This is a genomic window from Enterobacter sp. SM3 (assembly GCF_009811935.2).
In the GTDB taxonomy this organism is placed as follows: Bacteria; Pseudomonadota; Gammaproteobacteria; order Enterobacterales; family Enterobacteriaceae; genus Enterobacter; species Enterobacter asburiae_D.
In genome coordinates, this window is sequence record NZ_CP099971.1 from 421,333 (window position 1) to 444,048 (window position 22,716).

Sequence of the window (22,716 nt, forward strand, 5' to 3'; positions counted from 1 at the left end):
TGATTATCATCAATCGGTTATATTTCGGCGAACATGTTTTCCACACGTGATCATATAAGCCTGAACAACATAATTAATACCAGTGGCTTAATAAAAGTAATAAATTTGCGTTAAGGAAAGGCTTTTATCATGCACACACAGACCATTTTTGAATTAAGCCAGGAAGCTGAGCGTTTGTTACAGCTCGCCCTGCAAAATCTTGATACGTTGAAATCAATGCCGACTGCGATGCTGGAGAGCACAGCGGCAGCCATTACGGGTGAAAAGAACAACGTTTTACCTTTGCATTTTAGTGCGCGCGGTGTCGAAGCGCAGCAGGCGATGCTGAATAATGAATTACGGAAAATAACCCGGCTGGAAATGGTCCTCGCTATTGTTGGCACCATGAAAGCGGGGAAATCGACCACCATTAATGCGATTGTGGGTACCGAAGTGTTGCCGAACCGCAATCGTCCGATGACGGCGCTACCTACCCTGATTCGCCATACGCCGGGTCAGAAGGACCCGGTGCTGCATTTCTCACATGCCTCGCCGATTGATGATTTGATTCAACTGCTGCAGAAAAAGCTATGCGATTACGATCGCGGGAAGCTGGCCCAGCATCTGGAAATTGATAAAGACATGAATACGCTGCTGGAGCGCATTGAAAAAGGAGAAGCTTTTGAGAAGCATCACCTGGGCGCGCAGCCGATATTTCATTGTCTGAAAAGCCTCAATGACCTGGTAAGACTATCCCAGGCGCTAGGCGTGGAGTTTCCCTTCTCTGAATATGCCGCCATCGAACATATTCCGGTGATTGAAGTGGAGTTCGTGCATCTTGCGGGTCTGGATGCTCACCTCGGACAGCTGACGTTGCTCGATACGCCCGGGCCGAATGAGGCCGGACAGCCGCATCTGCAAAAAATGCTCAACGAACAGTTGTCCCGCGCGTCGGCTGTGCTGGCCGTGATGGATTATACCCAGCTTAAATCCATCTCTGATGAAGAAGTCCGCCAGGCTATTTCCGCGGCGGGAAAATCCGTGCCGCTGTATGCGCTGGTCAATAAGTTCGATCAGAAAGATCGCAACAGCGACGATGAAGAGCAGATCCGGGCGATGATCTCCGGCACCTTAATGAAAGGCAATATTTCGCCTGGCCAGATCTACCCCGTTTCCTCCATGTGGGCGTATCTGGCGAACCGCGCTCGCTACGAGATGAGTACCCACGGACAGCTGCCGGATCATCAGGAGCAACCCTGGGTGCAGGATTTTGCCGAAGCGGCGCTTGGGCGGCGCTGGCGTACGGCGGACCTGGACGATATCGATCATATTCGTCATTCTGCCGATTTGCTCTGGGAAGATTCGCTCTTCGAACAACCTATACGCAAGCTGATTTACGCCGCCTATGCCAACGCCTCGCTATACGCGCTGCGTTCGGCCTCGCATAAGCTGCTTAATTACGCACAAAATGCCCGGGAGTACCTCGACTTCCGCTATCAGGGTCTGACGGTCGCCTTTGAGGCGCTGGAATTGAATATCGCACGTCTGGAAGAGGACATGGCGCTTCTGCAGACGCGCCAGAGCGTGGTGAGCGATGAGGTGAAACATGAAGTTGAGGAGGCGCTGAACGCCACTGCGGACTTTATGGGGGCCCAAAAAACCGCGCTTAACCAGGCGATTGGCGAGGTGTTCAGCGCTCAGCATATTCGTGATTTGGCAGGCATCGATCGGCAGACCCCTCACGGTGACGAGCCGCACGAGCTGAAGCAGCTGGTTCTGGACGACGAAGGGCAGGCGCAGATTGCGCTGAGTAAAATCCGCTCCTCCTGCGAGCGGGTGATGCTGGATGCGCAGACGAAGATTTGCCGGGAGCTGGCGCTACGCTTCGACCAGCTTGAGTCCACGCTGGCGCGCTCCCTTAACGAAGCTATGCGCCCTATCGAAACGCGTATTAAAGAGCATCTGAGCCATGCGGGTTTTCGGGCGCGAATCAGTTTCCCGGCGTTTCAGGCTCACCAGCTTAACTTCAATACGCGGGCGCTGTTTAATGATGCGATTGCGCAGGATGACAGCCAGGCAGGCCCGCCATCGGGTGGGGGCAGCATGCGAGAGACGGTCTCTCGCTGGCTCAATAATCCGGGCTGGGGCTGGGATGAGTATGTGGAAACGCGCACGCGCTATGTTATCGACATTGCGCAGCTACATGACAAATTTAAGCAACATATTGAACAGTTTTGTGAACAAATACGTAAAGCTTTGTCCGCGCAGGTCGATGTCTCTGTTACGGCAGGAATGGCAACGTTCTTTGCAGAATTTTCGCTGTGCCTGACCGGGTTACAGGAAAGCTTGCGTGATAGCCTCGCAGTGCGTCAACAGAATGAGCATTCAACCCGAGCGCTCTGTCAGCTGTTGAAGCAAAGCATTACGACTGCGACGTGGATACAGGAAGATACCCGACTGTTACGCGATGATATTCAAACTCTATTCGCGGCAGAGCAACCATGACAACACCACTACTGGACGGCCCCGGGCGAACGCTGGAGTGTATTAATCCAAAATTTATGGTCGATCTGGTGCAGGGGGGAGACGCGGCGCGTCATCCTCACCTGGGACCACAACAGCTTCAGTTTCGCGAGCGTTTGACTCAGGAAATCATGACGCATACCCGGCTACGCCCCTGGGCGATGGCGGGTATGCTCAATGAAAATGCAGCGCTGCGCCTGGGGCTGGCGGAAAAACTGGCCGGCATGCTGGATCCGGGTCATCTGGCGCTGACGCTGATGGCAGAGAAGCTGATTGCTTTGCGCCAGCAGACGAACCCGCGCGCCCCGCAATCCCCCGGGCTGATGCAGCAGTACGCTGAACTCGCCTCTCATTTTACCCAACGTGCAGCATATAAAGAAAAGGCGCTGACCCAGCGCGGGCTCACGGTGCAGGCGGGCGAGCACAGTGAGCAGATTTTTACCCGCTGGCGGGCCGGGCATTATGATGGCTGGTCGCTGGCCGGGCGCTGTTTTATCGTGCTGGAAGAGCTGCGCTGGGGGGCATTTGGTGATGCATGCCGCCTCGCGAATGAAGATGTGGCGGCAATGCTTAAGGATAACCTGCGCAGCATGGCAGCTAACTATCTGGCGCAGGGCATTAATGCATCCCCCACGACCCGCCATTTCTATCACCAGTGGCTGACAACGCCTGCCTCTCCGGGTTTAATCGATCATAAAGACATGCTGGGGTGGCTGGGGGACTGGTGTCAGGCGGATCAACATCCGGTGAGCTGGTCAGTGACGCAAAACTGGCAGACCGTCGCGCTGGGTATGCCAAGGCTCTGTTCGGCAAAACGGCTGGTGGATGCGATGGTGGAAGAGATTTTTGGGTAAATCCCTTACCCCTCACCCTAACCCTCTCCCCGTAGGGGAGAGGGGATGGCCTGGTGCGGTGTGTTAATGATTCATTTGTATTGGTTTCGGTTCAGGCTGGGTCTCTGGCATATTCCCGTAGCGTTTCGCATACAGCGCCGTGATGATGGGGACCAGAATCGCGGTGACAATCACGCTCGCGGCAACCAGCGCCGTCGCTGAAGCGGCCACCGGTTCGAAGGCCGGGTTAATTTGGGCAATAATCACCGGGTTTGCGACGGCTGCGCCCGCGGCTGAAGAGGCGGCGACGCCGGCCGTGCCGTTTCCTCCTCCGATTACGCGGTCGGCAATAATCAGCGGAATACCGGTGATGACGATCACGGCGACACCCAGCACAATCCCCAGCAGGCCGGTATCGAGAATGACCTTCAGGTTGATGGTGTTCCCCAGTGCGAAACCGAAGAACGGGATCAGCACCGGCGTGGCTTTGCTAAAGAAATCACGCAGGTCGTGATCGAGATTGCCAAGGGCGAAACCGATCAGGAAGGGCAGGATCGCGCCGACAAAGTGGTGGGGTTCAAACGAGGCCAGGCCAGCAGATCCCAGGATCAGCATCGTCATCAGCGGGCCGGACTCCAGAGACATCAACACAAATGCGCCGGACTCTTCTTTCGTCCCGTACTGGTTCATCAGGCTGGCGTACAATCCGCCGTTGGTCATATCCATCGCCGAGACAATCGCCAGGACCGATAATCCCGCGAAGAACCCGGTCTGAATTCCATCCTCCGGAATGAACATTGCGCATATCATTGCTACCGCCCAGGCTACGGCTATTTTGGTTATCACCAGCGTGCCGGATTTGCGTATTACAGTCCCCGTTGCCCGCAAATTAATGGATGCGCCGATACAAAAAAACCAGACGGCAAGAATGGGAACCGTGCCTGTTATCATGCCTTTTGTGAAACCGCCAAAATAAGCTCCGGTATCGGGAGCAAGGGTATTCAGGATCGCGCCCAGCACCAGCGGAACCAGCATCATACCGCCAGGTATGCGTTCTATCGTGGCTTTAATCTTCATGGACAAACCTCACATCGGGTCCCGCAGGACGGGTGATAGCTGTTAAAAATTAGTCAATAAATTCAATTGATTGCTCGTATTGCTTGCGGTCTTTTTTCGATAACTCTGCAACATAATTAAATGTGTGCTCCCGATTAAACTGATTCAGAAACACCTTAAACGCTGAATTCGGATTTATCATCCGATCATTGGAATAGTGATTCAATGAAAATAAAACATCGTTTTAGTTATCCGTGTCACATATTCAATGTAAAACTTGAGGACGGTTCCTGTTGGTGGGAATTTATGTAAAGCCGATGTGAATTAACGTGGTTTGTTTTTCTGTTAGGAAAGAAATAATGACGCGCGTGAGGATGATCTTTAGGCAGGTTAAGGAAGTGCTTATTGGCACTCCTTGACAAAAATTTGCCTGAGCTGACCTGACGCGAAAATATGTGTGAAGTTGATCACAAATATAAACGCTGGTAGGGTAAAAAGGTCATTAACTGCCCAGGCAGGCGTCAACAGGTTCGGTTGTATCGACGTAAAACGTCAATGTAAGTAAACCTGCTACGCTTGAATAAGGCGATTCGCATGGAGCGGATCCCATGGTTCACAGAACGCTAACTGGACTGTGAAACAGACAGGGCCGAGTCAACGAGGATAGCTATGCTAAGAAGGAAAAAGATTAAACCCATCACGCTTCGCGACGTCACCATTATTGATGACGCAAAGCTGCGTAAAGCCATTACCGCAGCCTCGCTCGGTAATGCGATGGAATGGTTCGATTTTGGTGTCTACGGCTTTGTGGCCTATGCGTTAGGTAAAGTGTTTTTCCCCGGGGCCGATCCCAGCCTGCAGATGATTGCCGCACTGGGTACGTTCTCCGTTCCCTTCCTGATTCGCCCGCTGGGCGGTCTGTTCTTCGGTATGCTCGGCGATAAATATGGTCGTCAGAAGATCCTGGCCATCACCATCGTCATTATGTCGATCAGTACATTCTGTATCGGCCTTATACCGTCTTACGCCACCATCGGCATTTGGGCACCGATTTTGCTGCTGATTTGTAAGATGGCTCAGGGCTTCTCCGTGGGCGGTGAATATACAGGTGCCTCGATCTTCGTTGCCGAGTATTCCCCTGACCGTAAGCGCGGTTTTATGGGGAGCTGGCTGGACTTTGGCTCGATTGCCGGGTTTGTTATGGGCGCGGGCGTGGTGGTGCTGATTTCAACTGTCGTGGGCGAAGATAACTTCCTCGACTGGGGCTGGCGTATCCCGTTCTTCCTGGCACTGCCGCTGGGGATTATTGGTCTCTACCTGCGTCATGCGCTTGAGGAGACGCCCGCGTTCCAGCAGCACGTCGAAAAACTGGAGCAGGGTGACCGCGAAGGGCTGCAGGATGGTCCGAAGGTGTCGTTTAAAGAGATTGCCACTAAGCACTGGCGCAGCCTGCTGACCTGTATTGGCCTGGTGATTTCGACCAACGTGACCTACTACATGCTGTTGACCTACATGCCGAGCTATCTGTCGCACAACCTGCACTACTCGGAAGATCACGGTGTACTGATTATTATCGCCATCATGGTCGGTATGCTGTTTGTGCAGCCGATAATGGGCCTGTTGAGTGACCGTTTTGGCCGTCGACCGTTCATTATCCTGGGAAGCGTCGCGCTGTTTGCTCTGGCCATTCCGGCATTTATTCTGATCAACAGTAATGTGCTGGGGCTGATTTTTGCCGGTCTGCTGCTGCTGGCGGTGATCCTTAACTGCTTTATCGGGGTGATGGCCTCAACGTTGCCCGCGATGTTCCCGACGCATATTCGCTACAGCGCGCTGGCCGCGGCCTTTAACATCTCGGTGCTGATTGCCGGTCTGACCCCGACGCTTGCCGCCTCGCTGGTAGAGAGCACGCAGAACCTGATGATGCCGGCTTATTATCTGATGGTGATCGCGGTGATTGGTTTGATTACCGGTATTACCATGAAGGAGACGGCGAACCGTCCTCTGAAAGGTGCAACGCCTGCGGCGTCTGATATTCAGGAAGCGAAAGAGATCCTGCGTGAGCATTACGATAACGTAGAGCAGAAGATTGAGGATATTGACGCAGAGATTGAAGAGCTGCAGAAAAAACGCTCCCGACTAGTGGACCAGCATCCACGCATCAACGAGTAATAAAAGAAAACCCGCCAACGGCGGGTTTTCTTTTATTAGCATCCAGCAGCGATGTAGTCGCCATTGGCGCTGACGGGGATCACCGTCAGAAACAGCACCGTCGCGAACAGGATCAGGACTATCCCCCCGGCTATTTTGACTGCCGGTACGAGCCATCTTAATGAGGCGCTTTCTCCGAACCAGCTCACCGTGCGCTCGCGGGCGTAGCGTACTGCCAGTGAAAGCCCCACGATAGAGAGCGCGGTTCCCAAAGACATGGTCATGACTGCGGCCACCCCCCAAGTGACAATCCCCAGCGCGTTCGAAAACATCAGGATCATGATCGCCCCGCTGCACGGGCGTGCGCCAATCGCCAGAATGACACCCAGGCGCGTTTTCCAGTCGCCTTGTGTCAGGTTTGCCCCCACGCCGTGGTGGCCGCAGCCACAGTGTTCATCGTGCTGATGAAGCGGTTTGATGGCTGAGATCGTTAACCTGTGTGGACGCAGGCTCTTCAGCGCCTGATAAATAACAAACGCGCCAAAAGCGCCAATAAGCACTGCGCTTATCTTCTCCACGTACCAGCGGCTGGTACTGATATCCCCTGAGGCGAGGTTAAACCCCACCGCCAGAATAAAGACAAACAGAATGGCGCTCACGCCCTGCATCAGGCTACCGAGGAAGGGGACGACCCGGGCGGCCAGCTCGCTTTCCTTATTGGTGGTCAGATAGGTCGTCACAATGAATTTTCCGTGCCCGGGTCCGATGGCGTGAAGGACACCATAAAGGAAAGCCCCCGTTAACAGCCATAATCCGCCGCTGTACTGGTGGTTATTAAGCTGCAGCAGATACATCACCAGATAACGGTGCAGCGTAATTTGTGTGGCGAGACACCACTGGATAAAAGCGTTCCAGTGCGCATGCAGGGTAAAACCGGCAAAGAGGATTGCCAGCAGCATCACTCCTGCAGTAGGGAGACGCCAGTCACGGGCAAGGCGTTGTGTGGTCATGAGGATGGGCCTGCACAGAGGAGAGTATTTGCCGCTAGTATAGTTGATCTTCCCGTTCAATTCGTAGGATCGCATCGCGATCCGCTCACGATTGTGGATAACTTTGTGCATAAAAGGGTATAAGGCGGGGTTTTGCTGTGGAATGCAGCAGTCAGTCATTTTTCTGTCATTTAGCGGTTGCGGCCTGCTGAGAACTCCCTATAATGCGCCTCCATCGACACGGCGGATGTGAATCACTTCACAAACAACCCGGTCGGTTGAAGAGAAAAAATCCTGAAATAACGGGTTGACTCTGAAAGAGGAAAGCGTAATATACGCCACCTCGCAACGGTGAGCGAAAGCCGCGTTGCACTGCTCTTTAACAATTTATCAGACAATCTGTGTGGGCACTCAAAGTGACATGGATTCTTAATGTCTTCGGACAATAAATGAATACCAAGTCTCTGAGTGAACATACGTAATTCATTACGAAGTTTAATTCACGAGCATCAAACTTAAATTGAAGAGTTTGATCATGGCTCAGATTGAACGCTGGCGGCAGGCCTAACACATGCAAGTCGAGCGGTAGCACAGGAGAGCTTGCTCTCCGGGTGACGAGCGGCGGACGGGTGAGTAATGTCTGGGAAACTGCCTGATGGAGGGGGATAACTACTGGAAACGGTAGCTAATACCGCATAATGTCGCAAGACCAAAGAGGGGGACCTTCGGGCCTCTTGCCATCAGATGTGCCCAGATGGGATTAGCTAGTAGGTGGGGTAACGGCTCACCTAGGCGACGATCCCTAGCTGGTCTGAGAGGATGACCAGCCACACTGGAACTGAGACACGGTCCAGACTCCTACGGGAGGCAGCAGTGGGGAATATTGCACAATGGGCGCAAGCCTGATGCAGCCATGCCGCGTGTATGAAGAAGGCCTTCGGGTTGTAAAGTACTTTCAGCGGGGAGGAAGGTGTTGAGGTTAATAACCTCAGCAATTGACGTTACCCGCAGAAGAAGCACCGGCTAACTCCGTGCCAGCAGCCGCGGTAATACGGAGGGTGCAAGCGTTAATCGGAATTACTGGGCGTAAAGCGCACGCAGGCGGTCTGTCAAGTCGGATGTGAAATCCCCGGGCTCAACCTGGGAACTGCATTCGAAACTGGCAGGCTAGAGTCTTGTAGAGGGGGGTAGAATTCCAGGTGTAGCGGTGAAATGCGTAGAGATCTGGAGGAATACCGGTGGCGAAGGCGGCCCCCTGGACAAAGACTGACGCTCAGGTGCGAAAGCGTGGGGAGCAAACAGGATTAGATACCCTGGTAGTCCACGCCGTAAACGATGTCGACTTGGAGGTTGTTCCCTTGAGGAGTGGCTTCCGGAGCTAACGCGTTAAGTCGACCGCCTGGGGAGTACGGCCGCAAGGTTAAAACTCAAATGAATTGACGGGGGCCCGCACAAGCGGTGGAGCATGTGGTTTAATTCGATGCAACGCGAAGAACCTTACCTACTCTTGACATCCAGAGAACTTAGCAGAGATGCTTTGGTGCCTTCGGGAACTCTGAGACAGGTGCTGCATGGCTGTCGTCAGCTCGTGTTGTGAAATGTTGGGTTAAGTCCCGCAACGAGCGCAACCCTTATCCTTTGTTGCCAGCGGTTCGGCCGGGAACTCAAAGGAGACTGCCAGTGATAAACTGGAGGAAGGTGGGGATGACGTCAAGTCATCATGGCCCTTACGAGTAGGGCTACACACGTGCTACAATGGCGCATACAAAGAGAAGCGACCTCGCGAGAGCAAGCGGACCTCATAAAGTGCGTCGTAGTCCGGATTGGAGTCTGCAACTCGACTCCATGAAGTCGGAATCGCTAGTAATCGTAGATCAGAATGCTACGGTGAATACGTTCCCGGGCCTTGTACACACCGCCCGTCACACCATGGGAGTGGGTTGCAAAAGAAGTAGGTAGCTTAACCTTCGGGAGGGCGCTTACCACTTTGTGATTCATGACTGGGGTGAAGTCGTAACAAGGTAACCGTAGGGGAACCTGCGGTTGGATCACCTCCTTACCTTAAAGAACCTGCCTTTGTAGTGCTCACACAGATTGTCTGATGAAAAGTAAATAGCAAGGCGTCTTGCGATTGAGACTTCAGTGTCCCCTTCGTCTAGAGGCCCAGGACACCGCCCTTTCACGGCGGTAACAGGGGTTCGAATCCCCTAGGGGACGCCACTTGCTGGTTCGTGAGTGAAAGTCACCTGCCTTAATATCTCAAAACTCATCTTCGGGTGACGTTTGAGATATTTGCTCTTTAAAAATCTGGATCAAGCTGAAAATTGAAACGACACATCTTTAATGGTGTGTTCGAGTCTCTCAAATTTTCGCAATTTGATGATGAATCGAAAGAAACATCTTCGGGTTGTGAGGTTAAGCGACTAAGCGTACACGGTGGATGCCCTGGCAGTCAGAGGCGATGAAGGACGTGCTAATCTGCGAAAAGCGCCGGCGAGGTGATATGAACCTTTGACCCGGCGATGTCCGAATGGGGAAACCCAGTGTGTTCCGACACACTATCGTTAACTGAATACATAGGTTAACGAGGCGAACCGGGGGAACTGAAACATCTAAGTACCCCGAGGAAAAGAAATCAACCGAGATTCCCCCAGTAGCGGCGAGCGAACGGGGAGCAGCCCAGAGTCTGAATCAGCTTGTGTGTTAGTGGAACGGTCTGGAAAGTCCGGCGATACAGGGTGACAGCCCCGTACACGAAAGCACACAGGCTGTGAACTCGAAGAGTAGGGCGGGACACGTGGTATCCTGTCTGAATATGGGGGGACCATCCTCCAAGGCTAAATACTCCTGACTGACCGATAGTGAACCAGTACCGTGAGGGAAAGGCGAAAAGAACCCCGGCGAGGGGAGTGAAAAAGAACCTGAAACCGTGTACGTACAAGCAGTGGGAGCACCTTCGTGGTGTGACTGCGTACCTTTTGTATAATGGGTCAGCGACTTATATTCTGTAGCAAGGTTAACCGTATAGGGGAGCCGAAGGGAAACCGAGTCTTAACTGGGCGTTAAGTTGCAGGGTATAGACCCGAAACCCGGTGATCTAGCCATGGGCAGGTTGAAGGTTGGGTAACACTAACTGGAGGACCGAACCGACTAATGTTGAAAAATTAGCGGATGACTTGTGGCTGGGGGTGAAAGGCCAATCAAACCGGGAGATAGCTGGTTCTCCCCGAAAGCTATTTAGGTAGCGCCTCGTGAACTCATCTTCGGGGGTAGAGCACTGTTTCGGCTAGGGGGCCATCCCGGCTTACCAACCCGATGCAAACTACGAATACCGAAGAATGTTATCACGGGAGACACACGGCGGGTGCTAACGTCCGTCGTGAAGAGGGAAACAACCCAGACCGCCAGCTAAGGTCCCAAAGTCATGGTTAAGTGGGAAACGATGTGGGAAGGCACAGACAGCCAGGATGTTGGCTTAGAAGCAGCCATCATTTAAAGAAAGCGTAATAGCTCACTGGTCGAGTCGGCCTGCGCGGAAGATGTAACGGGGCTAAACCATGCACCGAAGCTGCGGCAGCGACGCTTATGTGTTGTTGGGTAGGGGAGCGTTCTGTAAGCCGTTGAAGGTGTGCTGTGAGGCATGCTGGAGGTATCAGAAGTGCGAATGCTGACATAAGTAACGATAATGCGGGTGAAAAGCCCGCACGCCGGAAGACCAAGGGTTCCTGTCCAACGTTAATCGGGGCAGGGTGAGTCGACCCCTAAGGCGAGGCCGAAAGGCGTAGTCGATGGGAAACAGGTTAATATTCCTGTACTTGGTGTTACTGCGAAGGGGGGACGGAGAAGGCTATGTTAGCCGGGCGACGGTTGTCCCGGTTTAAGCATGTAGGCGGAACGATTAGGTAAATCCGGTCGTTTATTAACGCTGAGGTGTGATGACGAGGCACTACGGTGCTGAAGTAACAAATGCCCTGCTTCCAGGAAAAGCCTCTAAGCATCAGGTAACATCAAATCGTACCCCAAACCGACACAGGTGGTCAGGTAGAGAATACCAAGGCGCTTGAGAGAACTCGGGTGAAGGAACTAGGCAAAATGGTGCCGTAACTTCGGGAGAAGGCACGCTGATATGTAGGTGAAGCCCCTGCGGGTGGAGCTGAAATCAGTCGAAGATACCAGCTGGCTGCAACTGTTTATTAAAAACACAGCACTGTGCAAACACGAAAGTGGACGTATACGGTGTGACGCCTGCCCGGTGCCGGAAGGTTAATTGATGGGGTTAGCGGTAACGCGAAGCTCTTGATCGAAGCCCCGGTAAACGGCGGCCGTAACTATAACGGTCCTAAGGTAGCGAAATTCCTTGTCGGGTAAGTTCCGACCTGCACGAATGGCGTAATGATGGCCAGGCTGTCTCCACCCGAGACTCAGTGAAATTGAACTCGCTGTGAAGATGCAGTGTACCCGCGGCAAGACGGAAAGACCCCGTGAACCTTTACTATAGCTTGACACTGAACACTGGTCCTTGATGTGTAGGATAGGTGGGAGGCTTTGAAGCGTGGACGCCAGTCTGCGTGGAGCCAACCTTGAAATACCACCCTTTAATGGCTGGTGTTCTAACGTAGACCCGTAATCCGGGTTGCGGACAGTGTCTGGTGGGTAGTTTGACTGGGGCGGTCTCCTCCCAAAGAGTAACGGAGGAGCACGAAGGTTAGCTAATCCTGGTCGGACATCAGGAGGTTAGTGCAATGGCATAAGCTAGCTTGACTGCGAGAGTGACGGCTCGAGCAGGTGCGAAAGCAGGTCATAGTGATCCGGTGGTTCTGAATGGAAGGGCCATCGCTCAACGGATAAAAGGTACTCCGGGGATAACAGGCTGATACCGCCCAAGAGTTCATATCGACGGCGGTGTTTGGCACCTCGATGTCGGCTCATCACATCCTGGGGCTGAAGTAGGTCCCAAGGGTATGGCTGTTCGCCATTTAAAGTGGTACGCGAGCTGGGTTTAGAACGTCGTGAGACAGTTCGGTCCCTATCTGCCGTGGGCGCTGGAGAATTGAGGGGGGCTGCTCCTAGTACGAGAGGACCGGAGTGGACGCATCACTGGTGTTCGGGTTGTCATGCCAATGGCATTGCCCGGTAGCTAAATGCGGAAAAGATAAGTGCTGAAAGCATCTAAGCACGAAACTTGCCCCGAGATGAGTTCTCCCTGACTCCTTGAGAGTCCTGAAGGAACGTTGAAGACTACGACGTTGATAGGTCGGGTGTGTAAGCGCAGCGATGCGTTGAGCTAACCGATACTAATGAACCGTGAGGCTTAACCTTACAACGCCGAAGCTGTTTCGGCGAAGAGACGACACATTCAACTCAGCTTGATACAGATTTAACAGAATTTGCCTGGCGGCTTTAGCGCGGTGGTCCCACCTGACCCCATGCCGAACTCAGAAGTGAAACGCCGTAGCGCCGATGGTAGTGTGGGGTCTCCCCATGTGAGAGTAGGGAACTGCCAGGCATCAATTAGAAGAACCCCGTACCGTAAGGTGCGGGGTTTTTTGCTTTGTGCGTCAGAAATCATGCCGAGTGGCTTAGTAGGCCGGATAAGGCAAAGCCGCCATCCGGCAACGCAGGTCGCACGATCCCACGACAAAGAGAAACAAGAATACAAAGAAGGGATTTATAAACGCAGAAAAGCAAAAACCCAGCCATAGGCTGGGTTCTTTAAATAGTGGTGCCCGGACTCGGAATCGAACCAAGGACACGGGGATTTTCAATCCCCTGCTCTACCGACTGAGCTATCCGGGCAACGGAGCGCATTAAACCGCAATCACGCCCGATCGTCAACATTATTTCGGGAAAAGCTGTTCAACTGCTTAAGTTTGCGGCAATCTGTCCGCTTTCGCCGCGAAAATGCACAAATCTTCCAGACAGTACCTGTGTGATACGGCAATGCTGAGAGTAAGAGGAGGGCAGTATGACGAATGACTGGCTTGAACTGCGTCAGCATGCAGATACGGGTATTGAGACGATTAAAGCGCATTTCGAAGGGCATGCCTTTGATCCGCACTGGCACGATAGCTATCTGGTAGGGATAACCCTCTCCGGCACGCAGCAGTTTCATTGCCGCCGTGAGCGTCATCGTAGCCAGCCGGGCGACGCATTTCTCCTCGAGCCTGGAGAAATTCACGACGGAGATGCGCCTGTAGAGGGCGGTTTTACCTATCTGACCTTCTATCTTGATGAGCGCTGGCTTACCCATGCGCTACAGGGGCTCTACGAATCGACTCCCGGGAGTTATTCACTCCACTTTGCCCAAACGCTGACGCGGGAGCCGCAGCTGGTGTGCGCTATCGGTGAGACATTCTCTACCCTGCATAATGACGAGATGAAAATCGTTCAGCAGAGCACAATGGATAATCTGCTCTCCCGGATCACCGCCCATTGCCACTGGCGTAAGAAACTGCCGTCGCAGTTACAAAGCGCTGCCGTGGCGCATCGTGCGCGCGACTATCTCTATGCCCATATCGGTGAGAACGTGGGGCTGTCAGACCTTGCGCGCGAGACGGGCACGGATCGCTTTACCCTGACGCGCTGTTTCAAGCGCGAGTTCAACCTGGCGCCCCACGCATGGCTTATTCAGCTGCGTCTGGCAAAGGCCCGACAGCTGCTGGCACGCGGTGACCAGCCCGTTGATGTGGCTGCCGCAGTGGGTTTTGCCGATCAAAGCCATCTGGGGCGATGGTTTCAGCGGGCTTACCGTATCTCTCCTGCACACTACCGCCGGTTGTGCACAAACCTTCCAGACGTTTCCAAAAAATAACGGCACATTCATGGCTCTAATAAAAAGGAGCCACCTGTGAGTTTGATACCCTTTCTGTTGTTCGCATTTGTTGCCTCCATTACGCCGGGGCCAACCAATATCCTGGTGCTGACGAACAGCCAGCACTTTGGCGTAAAAAATACCGTACCTGCTATTCTGGGCGGGTGTATCACGGCCAGTGCGATCGTGCTGGTATCAGGCGCGGGCGCAGGAGAAGTGCTGCGTCAGTATCCTCTGATACGTCAGATAATGAGCTGGGCAGGCGTGCTGTGGCTAAGCTGGATGAGCTGGCAGCTGTTTCGCGCTCCGGCCGCCCGTCTTTCCGCTGAGAACCGTATCCGATTCACCGCTCAGGCGGCGGCGCTGCTGCAGATCGTGAACCCGAAAACCTGGATGATGGCGCTGGCCGTCGTCAGTCTGTTTGCCCCTGCTGGCGACCATGCATTGCGGGATATTGCGCTAATGGCGCTATGGTTTCTGCTGATCTCAATAGTCTGTTTGATGTGCTGGGCGTGGTTGGGTAAAGCGGTGAACCGAATTTTTCGCACCACCGTGGCGATGGTGCGGTTTCAGCGCCTGATGGCGCTGTGTCTTCTCGTCTCTGCCTGGGCGGGCATCCTGGCTTAGGTCAGTGCTCCGCCCATACGACACTGAGCAAATCGCAAAATATCTTCCGCCAGACGGTGTGCCGTATCCACATCGGCCTGGCTACGGTTCACCAGCATGCGGCTGAGGCAACCTTCCAGCACCAGCTCCATCTGCTTCGCCACCATCGCCGGATCATCGACTTCCAGCGTGGTCAGCAGCTCGTGGGTGAAGTCATGCGCCGCCCGTTTTTGCTGATCCGCCAACTGGTGGATAGGATGGCCTGGGTCGGGAAAATAAGTGCAGGCGGCGATGAACAGACAACCCGGGTACCGGTTGTTGCTGACGCATTCCGTCAGGGCGGTATAGCGCGCCAGAAGCTTTTGCTCCGAGGTCAGTTCTTCATTCAGCATTAGTTGCCTGCGCCAGATATCAACCTGCTGGCTGAGATAGCGCAGGGCATCATAGAGTAGCGCCTCTTTATCCGGCCAGAAGCGCTTAAGTTCATCCAGGGGATAATCGATACGGTCGGCTACCATCTCAAGCGTGGTGCTGGCGATCCCTTGAATCTCAAGTAGTTGCAGGGCTTGTCCCAGTACGTCTTCACGTTGCACGGTTATCTCCTCCGCTATTCCCAACGGTTTGTCCCGTTTAAAGTGTTGTTTACGGTTGGCGATTGCGCAAATGCGCGCTAAATGCCGCCGCATCCATAAACCCGGTTACACGCTGTTCTGGCTGCTCCAGGCCCTGTTGATTGAAGAACAGAATGGTTGGCAGCCCGAGCACGTTAAGCTGCTTCAGCAGAGCTTTATCCTGCGCATTATTGGCGGTCACGTTCGCCTGGAGCAAAACGGTCTCTTTCAGGGCGCTTTGCACCTGCGGATCGCTAAAGGTATATTTTTCAAACTCTTTGCAGGCGACACACCAGTCGGCATAGAGATCGAGCATCACTGGTTTGCCTTTTGCCTCTGCCAGGGCGCTGTTGAGTTCATCCACGTTTTTAATCTGGGTGAAGTTCAGATGCGCTTGCGTCTGACCCACCGGTGTGCCGAACGCCCAGTCCTGCAGAGGGCGTACGCTCACCAGCGCGGCAGCGAGCAGAAGGATTTGCACCAGGCGCATCCATGGCTGTTTCGCCCCCAGGCTGACGATAAACGCCCAGGCAAAGAATGCTACGCCAAGCATCGCCCACAGGCGCAAGCCCCAGACATCGCCGATGATACGCTCAAGGAGGAACACCGGCAGCGCGAGGATGACAAAGCCAAACGCGGTTTTCACCGTCTCCATCCACGGGCCGCTCTTCGGCAGCAGTCGATTGCCGAAAACCGTGACCAGAATCAGCGGCAGGCCCATGCCCAGGGCATACAGGTACAACGTTCCGCCGCCGAGCCACATATTGCCGCTCTGGGCGATATAGAGCAGGATGGCGCTCAGCGGTGCGGTGGTGCAAGGGGAACAAATCAAACCGGCGATGGCTCCCATCGCGAATACCCCACCCGCCGAGCCACCCTGCTGGCGGTTACTCATCAGCGTTAAGCGAGTCTGCAGAGCCGAGGGTAACTGCAGGGTAAACAGGCCGAACATCGACAGTGCCAGCAGGATGAAGACCACCGACAGGCCAATAAGGACGTAAGGATGCTGCAGCGCGGCCTGGAACTGTAACCCGGCAGCGGCAACCACAAGACCAAGGGCTGTGTAGGTCAACGCCATGCCCTGCACATAAATAAAGGCCAACAGCAGGGCGCGTGCGGTGGAAAGCCGTTGCTTACCGCCCAGCACTATGCCAGAGATGAGCGGATACATCGGCAGCACGCACGGCGTAAAGGCAATGCCGATCCCGATCAGCAAGGCCCAAAGCGCTGAGAACGGAAGGTCTGGCGCGGCTTCGCCTTCTCCTTCATCCCTCACCCTGGCCCTCTCCCCTGAGGGGAGAGGGGGAATAGCGGCGGCAGCCTTAACTTCGCTGAGCGGAACGACCTTCGTTTCCGGCGGATAGCAGAATCCCGCGTCGGCGCAGCCCTGATACGTCACCGTCAGCGTTGCGCCTTTATCGGCCTGATTCACCGTAACGGGCACGCTTAAGCGCTGGCGATAGATCTCACTCTTGCCGTAAAACTCGTCCTCGTGCCACTCGCCTGCGGGCATCTGCAGGGTGCCCACGTTTGCCTGGGCAGGGGTAATGCTCACCTGCTTGCGATAGAGGTAATAGCCCTCTTTCACCTGCCAGGTAAGACTGAGATCGTGCTGGTTTTGCTGAAAGTCGAAAACGAACGCCTGGTCGGCAGGGATGAAGTTCGAACGGCCGGGCGCGTCAAACAACCCGGCAAAAGCTGACGTGCTGCACAGCAGCAGGATCAGCGTAAGGAAGCGTTGAGCCATGAGAGATAGTCGTTATCGCCATGAACCACTGGCAAGACCAGCAGTTCCGGGGTTTGGTAAGGATGATGAGATTTGAGGCAGTCCAGGAGCGCCTGCTGATTCGCCAGATTGGTTTTGAGCAACATCTGGACTTCGTACTCCTGCTCCAGCTTGCCTTCCCAGTAATAAAGGGAGGTGGCACCGGGGAGGAGCGTCACGCAGGCAGCCAGTTTTTCGGCCAGCACTTTGGCGGCGAGATCCTGGGCAGAGGCTTCATCAGGGGCGGTACACAGTACGACAACAGCATCAGGCGTGTTCACAAGTCGACCTCCTCATCACGAAAGGCTTCACTATATCACGCAAGGCGGTTGGTCATTAATGAAACGGGCCGCAGAGCGGCCCGATTTTAACTATTTTTACAACCACTCACCGTTTACAGCACCACGCCGCCAATGATAAAGCCGAGGATCACGCAAAGTGAAATGGCGACCACGCCCGGGATCAGGAACGCGTGGTTAAACACATACTTACCGATACGGGTTGAGCCGGTGTCGTCCATCTCCACCGCCGCCAGCAGGGTTGGGTAGGTTGGCAGAACGAACAGGGCAGAAACCGCCGCGAAAGAGGCAATCGCCGTCAGCGGGGTAACGCCCAGCATCAGTGCCGCAGGCATCAGCGCTTTGGTGGTCGCCGCCTGAGAGTAAAGCAGGGTAGCGGCAAAGAACAGCACCACCGCCAGCAGCCACGGGTAGTTGTGCAGCAGGTCGCCGGCTACGGTCTGGATGTCACTGATGTGCGCTTTCACGAAGGTATCACCAAGCCAGGCTACGCCGAGGACGCACACGCAGGCGCTCATACCGGATTTGAAGGTGCTGGCGTTCAGCACTTCGCTGGTATCAATTTTACAGGTGATGCTAATCAGCGTCGCGATGGTCAGCATAAACACCACAATCGCTTCGTTACGCGGCAGGACCGGGTTCTGGATCAGCCCCACGGTATCGCTGATAGCGGTCGCGTAGAACATGACGGCGACAATACCGATCAGGAACAGCAGCACGGAGCGTTTTGCGTGCGGCTTCAGCTCGAAGACCTGGCTGCCGCGCAGGCTCACTTCACCTTTTGCCAGACGTTCCTGATACACCGGATCGTCTTTCAGCTCAGCGCCGAGGAAGTTACACAGCACGGCAGTGATCATCACCGCAATCAGCGTCACCGGGATACAGATCGCCAGCAGCGTCAGGTAGCTCACGCCCATCGGCTCAAGGATACCGGCGAAGAAGACCACCGCAGCGGAAATCGGCGAGGCGGTAATTGCAATCTGGGACGCGACGACGGCAATAGAGAGCGGACGAGACGGGCGGATACCCTGCTCTTTCGCCACTTCGGTAATCACCGGCAGCGTAGAGAAGGCGGTGTGGCCCGTACCGGCGAGAATGGTCATAAACCAGGTCACCAGCGGGGCAAGGAAGGTGATGTATTTTGGATGGCGGCGCAGCATACGCTCCGCCAGGCTCACCAGGTAGTCCATACCGCCAGCCACCTGCATGGCGGCGATAGCGGCAATAACTGCCATGATGATTTCGATAACGTCAAACGGGATTGCGCCGGGTTTAATCTGAAAGATGAGGGTAAGAACGAGCACCCCGAGACCGCCAGCAAAACCGATGCCGATACCCCCGAGTCTTGCTCCCAAATAAATCGCCAACAAGACGATGACGAGTTCTGCTCCAAACATAAGGACCTTCCTTGCTTATTAACAAGTTGATATTGAATTGTTGTATTTTGGTAACGCCTAAAAAGAAAAAAGGCACGTCACAAGTGACGTGCCTTAAGAAGCCTAGCCTGAACGGTTACTGTTCGCTTTCATCGGTATATCGTTTTGCTTTATATGCCGGGTGCATCAGGTTCTGGGCCGAGAAGATATCGTCCAGCTCAGCTTCGGTCAACAGCCCGCGCTCCAGCACCACTTCACGTACGCTCTTACCGGTTTCGGCACAAATCTTACCGACGATGTCACCGTTGTGGTGACCGATGAACGGGTTGAGGTAGGTGACGATCCCGATGGAGTTATAGACATAACCCTCACAGACTTCTTTATTCGCTGTGATGCCGTTAATGCATTTTTCCAGCAGGTTGTAGCAGGCGTTCGTCAGGATGTGGATAGATTCAAACATCGCCTGGCCAATCACTGGCTCCATCACGTTCAGCTGCAGCTGACCGGCTTCAGAGGCCATGGTCACGGTTGTATCGTTGCCGATGACTTTGAAGCAAACCTGGTTCACCACTTCTGGCACAACCGGGTTCACCTTGGCTGGCATGATGGACGAACCGGCCTGCAGTTCTGGCAGGTTGATTTCGTTCAGGCCTGCGCGCGGACCGGAAGAGAGCAGGCGCAGGTCGTTACAGATTTTGGACAGTTTCACTGCCAGACGTTTCAGGGCGCTGTGCACCATGACGTAGGCGCCGCAGTCGGACGTCGCTTCAATCAGGTCTTCTGCAGGCACAACCGGCAGGTTAGAGACTTCAGCCAGCTTCTGTACCGCCAGCTGCTGATAGCCGTCCGGAGTGTTCAGACGCGTACCGATGGCGGTTGCGCCCAGGTTCACTTCCAGCAGCAGCTCGGAGGTGCGCAGCAGGTTTTTGGTCTCTTCGTTAAGCAGCACGTTAAACGCGTGGAATTCCTGGCCGAGCGTCATCGGCACCGCGTCCTGCAGCTGGGTACGACCCATTTTCAGGATGTCCTGGAACTCAACCGCTTTACGCTGGAAGCCATCACCCAGCTGGTTGATCGCATCTACCAGTTTCACTACAGAGGCATACACCGCGATACGGAAGCCGGTAGGGTAGGCGTCGTTGGTGGACTGGCATTTGTTAACGTGGTCGTTCGGGTTCAGGTACTGGTATTCACCTTTCTGGTGACCCATCAGCTCCAGGCCAATGTTTGCCAGTACTTCGTTAGTATTCATATTGACGGAGGTGCCCGCGCCGCCCTGATAGACGTCAACCGGGAACTGGTCCATGCATTTGCCGTTGTTCAGCACTTCATCGCAGGCCGCGATAATCGCATTTGCCGCGCTTTTAGGAATGGTTTGCAGCTCTTTGTTGGCCAGCGCTGCGGCTTTCTTCACCATCACCATGCCACGGACAAACTCAGGGATGTCGCTGATTTTGCTGTTGCTGATGTAGAAGTTTTCAATCGCTCTCAGAGTGTGAACACCGTAGTAGGCATCCGCTGGAACTTCCCTGGTACCCAACAAGTCTTCTTCGATACGAATGTTGTTTAACATGTGAACCTTCTTTTCAAGCTGCCGATGGATTGTACTAAACACACAGTATATATGTGGTTTTGAATATTTTCTGGCCGACGATTATTCCCTCAATCAGCCAGATGCTCGAGATCATATGCTGATGATAGCGAATTGCCGTAAGCTGGATCACTTATTATCGAGCCGATTCCATGATAATTATTAATCTGTGAAATGGGTCACCGCTTTAATATTTCCAAAAAAAATATCCGTGCAAACTGATTGAATTTTCGCTAATCGTCACCATTTCATACAAACGCGCGTCGCGAACACATTCAGACAGGGGCCCGACGGCCCTTGCCACACAGGAGATGCCAGTGCGCTGGATACCGTTTATTGCTTTCTTTCTCTATGTTTACATTGAGATTTCCATTTTCATCCAGGTTGCCCACGTGCTGGGCGTCCTGCTGACGCTGATTCTGGTGATTTTCACCTCCGTCATCGGCATGTCGCTGGTGCGTAATCAGGGTTTCAAAAATTTCCTGTTAATGCAGGAGAAGATGGCCGCAGGCGAAAGCCCGGCAGCGGAGATGATCAAAAGCGTATCGCTGATTATTGCGGGCCTGCTGCTGATCCTGCCGGGGTTCTTTACCGATTTCCTCGGCCTGTTGCTGCTGTTACCGCCGGTGCAGAAGCACCTGACCATGAAGCTGCTGCCGCATCTGCGTTTCAACCGCATGCCGGGTGGCGGGTTCAGTACCGGGCCGGGCGATACGTTTGAAGGGGAATACCAGCGTAAGGACGACCAGCGCGACCGGTTAGATCATAAGGACGATCGGTGATTTTTTTGCCCGGTAGCGCTTCGCTTACCGGGCCTCCCGATTCTGCCGTTTCGGTAAGAACAGCCACAGCCCAGCCAGCATGACAATCGCGTACACGCTCTTCCATCCCACCATCGCCAGCAACAGCAGGCAAAGCACGCCCCCGACGACCGCCAGAGCTTTATAACGACCTTTCAGCAAACGACATCCCGCCAGCATGCACAGCAGGTAGATCATGATGAAAATACCGTTGGCGTAGACGATCAGCGCGTCCAGATTGATCTTCAGCGCGTAAATACACAGCGTGCTCAGCACGCAGCAGCCCAGTACGGCATTCAGGGCATTCAGCGGAAGCTGGCGTTTAGACAGGCGCGCGAGGCGATTCTCAGGTTTGTCGAGCGCCTGCGACCACACCAGCCGCGCAAAGCTCTGGATATAAATATTCAGGCTGGCAAAACAGGCCAGATAGCCAATGATGCAGGCGATCCACAGCGCCTTCACGCCGAACAGCTCCACCACGATACCCGGCAGCGATGCAGCAGCGGCGAGATCCGCACCGAACGCGTTGAAGTGTAATACCAGCACGGTGCAGGCCCAATAGACCGTGCCTGCCAGCAGCAGGCCTATCATCAGCGCGCGGGGGAAATCGCGTTCAGGCTGCTTAAATTCCGACGCCAGATGGGCAAAGGCTTCCAGACCCACAAAACACCAGAACATGACGGAGAGCGCGGCGAAAAGCTGTGAATGGTCGACGTCTGTCACCGCCCGGAAGGGAATGTCCTTGATTGTAATATCGCCTGCCCACCAGATAGCGGCAACGAGCGCGACAATCAGCACCGCAACCAGCGTCTGCAGGTTGGCGCTGGAGCTCGCTCCGCGAGAGCCTACCCACCAGACGATAGCCAGCGTACCCAGCTCGGCCAGCAATAACTGCTCGTTATGCCAGCCAAACAGCGCCTGACCAAAGCCGGTCGCAATATGCAGCGCCGCAGGAAGGCCAACCGGAATGACGGAGAGAAACAGCCAGCCGGTGACGCGCTGCAGCCGCGGGCCAAAGGCCAGGCCGACAAAGTGCGCTACGCCGCCCGCGCTGGGGAAATGCCGCCCCAGGATGGCAAACACAATGGCTATCGGGAAAACCAGTACAATCAGCGCTGGCCACGCCCACAGGCTATTATTTCCAGCCACCAGCGCCGCCAGCGCGGGGACGGCAAACACGCCCGTACCTAACAAGGAGGTTGAGAGCAGTCCAACGCCCTGCGCCAGCCCCAACTCCTGCTTTAGTCCACTCATTGACATCGCCCTGCCCGTACCAAAAGAGAGGCGATGGTAACACTTTCGCAAATTTTTTTTTCGACTCCCCCC

General features: G+C 54.4%; 14 protein-coding genes, 2 tRNA genes and 3 rRNA genes. 10 read left to right on the forward strand and 9 right to left on the reverse strand.

What is annotated here, in order from left to right; genetic code table 11:
- The first annotated feature begins 129 nt into the window (after positions 1 to 129).
- The gene (crfC, locus tag GVO84_RS01870) at positions 130 to 2,484 is read left to right on the forward strand and encodes a clamp-binding protein CrfC (RefSeq protein WP_159515360.1); all 2,355 of its coding nucleotides are present in this window, start codon (positions 130 to 132) and stop codon (positions 2,482 to 2,484) included.
- The gene (locus GVO84_RS01875) at positions 2,481 to 3,356 is read left to right on the forward strand and encodes a diguanylate cyclase regulator RdcB family protein (protein WP_121426273.1); all 876 of its coding nucleotides are present in this window, start codon (positions 2,481 to 2,483) and stop codon (positions 3,354 to 3,356) included. The genes crfC and GVO84_RS01875 overlap by 4 nt, the downstream gene beginning before the upstream one ends.
- Before the next feature lie 63 nt (positions 3,357 to 3,419).
- On the opposite strand, the gene kdgT is transcribed toward GVO84_RS01875, so the two are convergent.
- Positions 3,420 to 4,412, reverse strand: a complete 993-nt coding sequence (kdgT, locus tag GVO84_RS01880; RefSeq protein WP_159515361.1) for a 2-keto-3-deoxygluconate transporter — start codon at positions 4,410 to 4,412, stop codon at positions 3,420 to 3,422.
- A gap of 648 nt (positions 4,413 to 5,060) precedes the next feature.
- Between kdgT and proP the strand changes: the two genes are divergently transcribed.
- Positions 5,061 to 6,563 (forward strand): glycine betaine/L-proline transporter ProP, encoded by a 1,503-nt coding sequence (gene proP, locus GVO84_RS01885; RefSeq protein ID WP_047345547.1) that lies wholly within the window; start codon positions 5,061 to 5,063, stop codon positions 6,561 to 6,563.
- 35 nt (positions 6,564 to 6,598) lie between these two features.
- Here proP and GVO84_RS01890 read toward each other — a convergent pair whose 3' ends face one another.
- Positions 6,599 to 7,552, reverse strand: a complete 954-nt coding sequence (locus GVO84_RS01890; protein ID WP_159515362.1) for a nickel/cobalt transporter — start codon at positions 7,550 to 7,552, stop codon at positions 6,599 to 6,601.
- A gap of 496 nt (positions 7,553 to 8,048) precedes the next feature.
- Between GVO84_RS01890 and GVO84_RS01895 the strand changes: the two genes are divergently transcribed.
- The 4 genes from GVO84_RS01895 to rrf all read left to right on the forward strand — a co-directional run bounded on the left by GVO84_RS01895 (position 8,049) and on the right by rrf (position 13,037).
- Positions 8,049 to 9,590: ribosomal RNA gene (locus tag GVO84_RS01895) — 16S ribosomal RNA — on the forward strand.
- A gap of 85 nt (positions 9,591 to 9,675) precedes the next feature.
- Positions 9,676 to 9,751, forward strand: a tRNA-Glu gene (locus GVO84_RS01900).
- Positions 9,752 to 9,944: 193 nt separating this feature from the next.
- A 23S ribosomal RNA gene (locus GVO84_RS01905) occupies positions 9,945 to 12,850 on the forward strand.
- Between the two features lie 71 nt (positions 12,851 to 12,921).
- Positions 12,922 to 13,037: ribosomal RNA gene (rrf, locus tag GVO84_RS01910) — 5S ribosomal RNA — on the forward strand.
- The 16S, 23S and 5S rRNA genes sit together here with 1 tRNA gene alongside, the layout of an rRNA operon.
- A gap of 214 nt (positions 13,038 to 13,251) precedes the next feature.
- On the opposite strand, the gene GVO84_RS01915 is transcribed toward rrf, so the two are convergent.
- Positions 13,252 to 13,327, reverse strand: a tRNA-Phe gene (locus GVO84_RS01915).
- Positions 13,328 to 13,496: 169 nt separating this feature from the next.
- On the opposite strand from GVO84_RS01915, the gene GVO84_RS01920 reads away from it, so the two are divergent.
- On the forward strand, positions 13,497 to 14,342 hold the full coding sequence (locus tag GVO84_RS01920) for an AraC family transcriptional regulator (RefSeq protein WP_159515363.1): 846 nt from the start codon (positions 13,497 to 13,499) through the stop codon (positions 14,340 to 14,342).
- Between the two features lie 36 nt (positions 14,343 to 14,378).
- A complete protein-coding gene (locus tag GVO84_RS01925) occupies positions 14,379 to 14,969 on the forward strand; it encodes a LysE family translocator (RefSeq protein WP_159515364.1) in 591 nt (196 codons plus the stop codon).
- Here GVO84_RS01925 and GVO84_RS01930 read toward each other — a convergent pair.
- From GVO84_RS01930 to aspA, 5 genes are all read right to left on the reverse strand, one after another.
- Positions 14,966 to 15,541: a transcriptional regulator gene (locus tag GVO84_RS01930; RefSeq protein WP_159515365.1), complete on the reverse strand. Its 576-nt coding sequence runs from the start codon at positions 15,539 to 15,541 to the stop codon at positions 14,966 to 14,968. The genes GVO84_RS01925 and GVO84_RS01930 overlap by 4 nt on opposite strands.
- A gap of 49 nt (positions 15,542 to 15,590) precedes the next feature.
- Complete coding sequence (locus GVO84_RS01935; RefSeq protein ID WP_159515366.1) at positions 15,591 to 17,306, reverse strand: protein-disulfide reductase DsbD; 1,716 nt, start codon at positions 17,304 to 17,306, stop codon at positions 15,591 to 15,593.
- The gene (cutA, locus tag GVO84_RS01940) at positions 17,282 to 17,605 is read right to left on the reverse strand and encodes a divalent cation tolerance protein CutA (protein ID WP_014168278.1); all 324 of its coding nucleotides are present in this window, start codon (positions 17,603 to 17,605) and stop codon (positions 17,282 to 17,284) included. The genes GVO84_RS01935 and cutA overlap by 25 nt, the downstream gene beginning before the upstream one ends.
- Before the next feature lie 113 nt (positions 17,606 to 17,718).
- A complete protein-coding gene (locus tag GVO84_RS01945) occupies positions 17,719 to 19,020 on the reverse strand; it encodes an anaerobic C4-dicarboxylate transporter (protein ID WP_024907357.1) in 1,302 nt (433 codons plus the stop codon).
- Positions 19,021 to 19,135: 115 nt separating this feature from the next.
- Complete coding sequence (aspA, locus tag GVO84_RS01950; protein ID WP_003855923.1) at positions 19,136 to 20,572, reverse strand: aspartate ammonia-lyase; 1,437 nt, start codon at positions 20,570 to 20,572, stop codon at positions 19,136 to 19,138.
- Between the two features lie 335 nt (positions 20,573 to 20,907).
- Between aspA and GVO84_RS01955 the strand changes: the two genes are divergently transcribed.
- Positions 20,908 to 21,372, forward strand: coding sequence for an FxsA family protein (locus GVO84_RS01955; protein ID WP_183078920.1), 465 nt, complete (start codon positions 20,908 to 20,910; stop codon positions 21,370 to 21,372).
- A 24-nt stretch (positions 21,373 to 21,396) separates the two neighbouring features.
- On the opposite strand, the gene yjeH is transcribed toward GVO84_RS01955, so the two are convergent.
- The gene (gene yjeH / locus GVO84_RS01960; RefSeq protein ID WP_159515367.1) at positions 21,397 to 22,644 is read right to left on the reverse strand and encodes an L-methionine/branched-chain amino acid transporter; all 1,248 of its coding nucleotides are present in this window, start codon (positions 22,642 to 22,644) and stop codon (positions 21,397 to 21,399) included.
- Between the last annotated feature and the right edge of the window lie 72 nt (positions 22,645 to 22,716).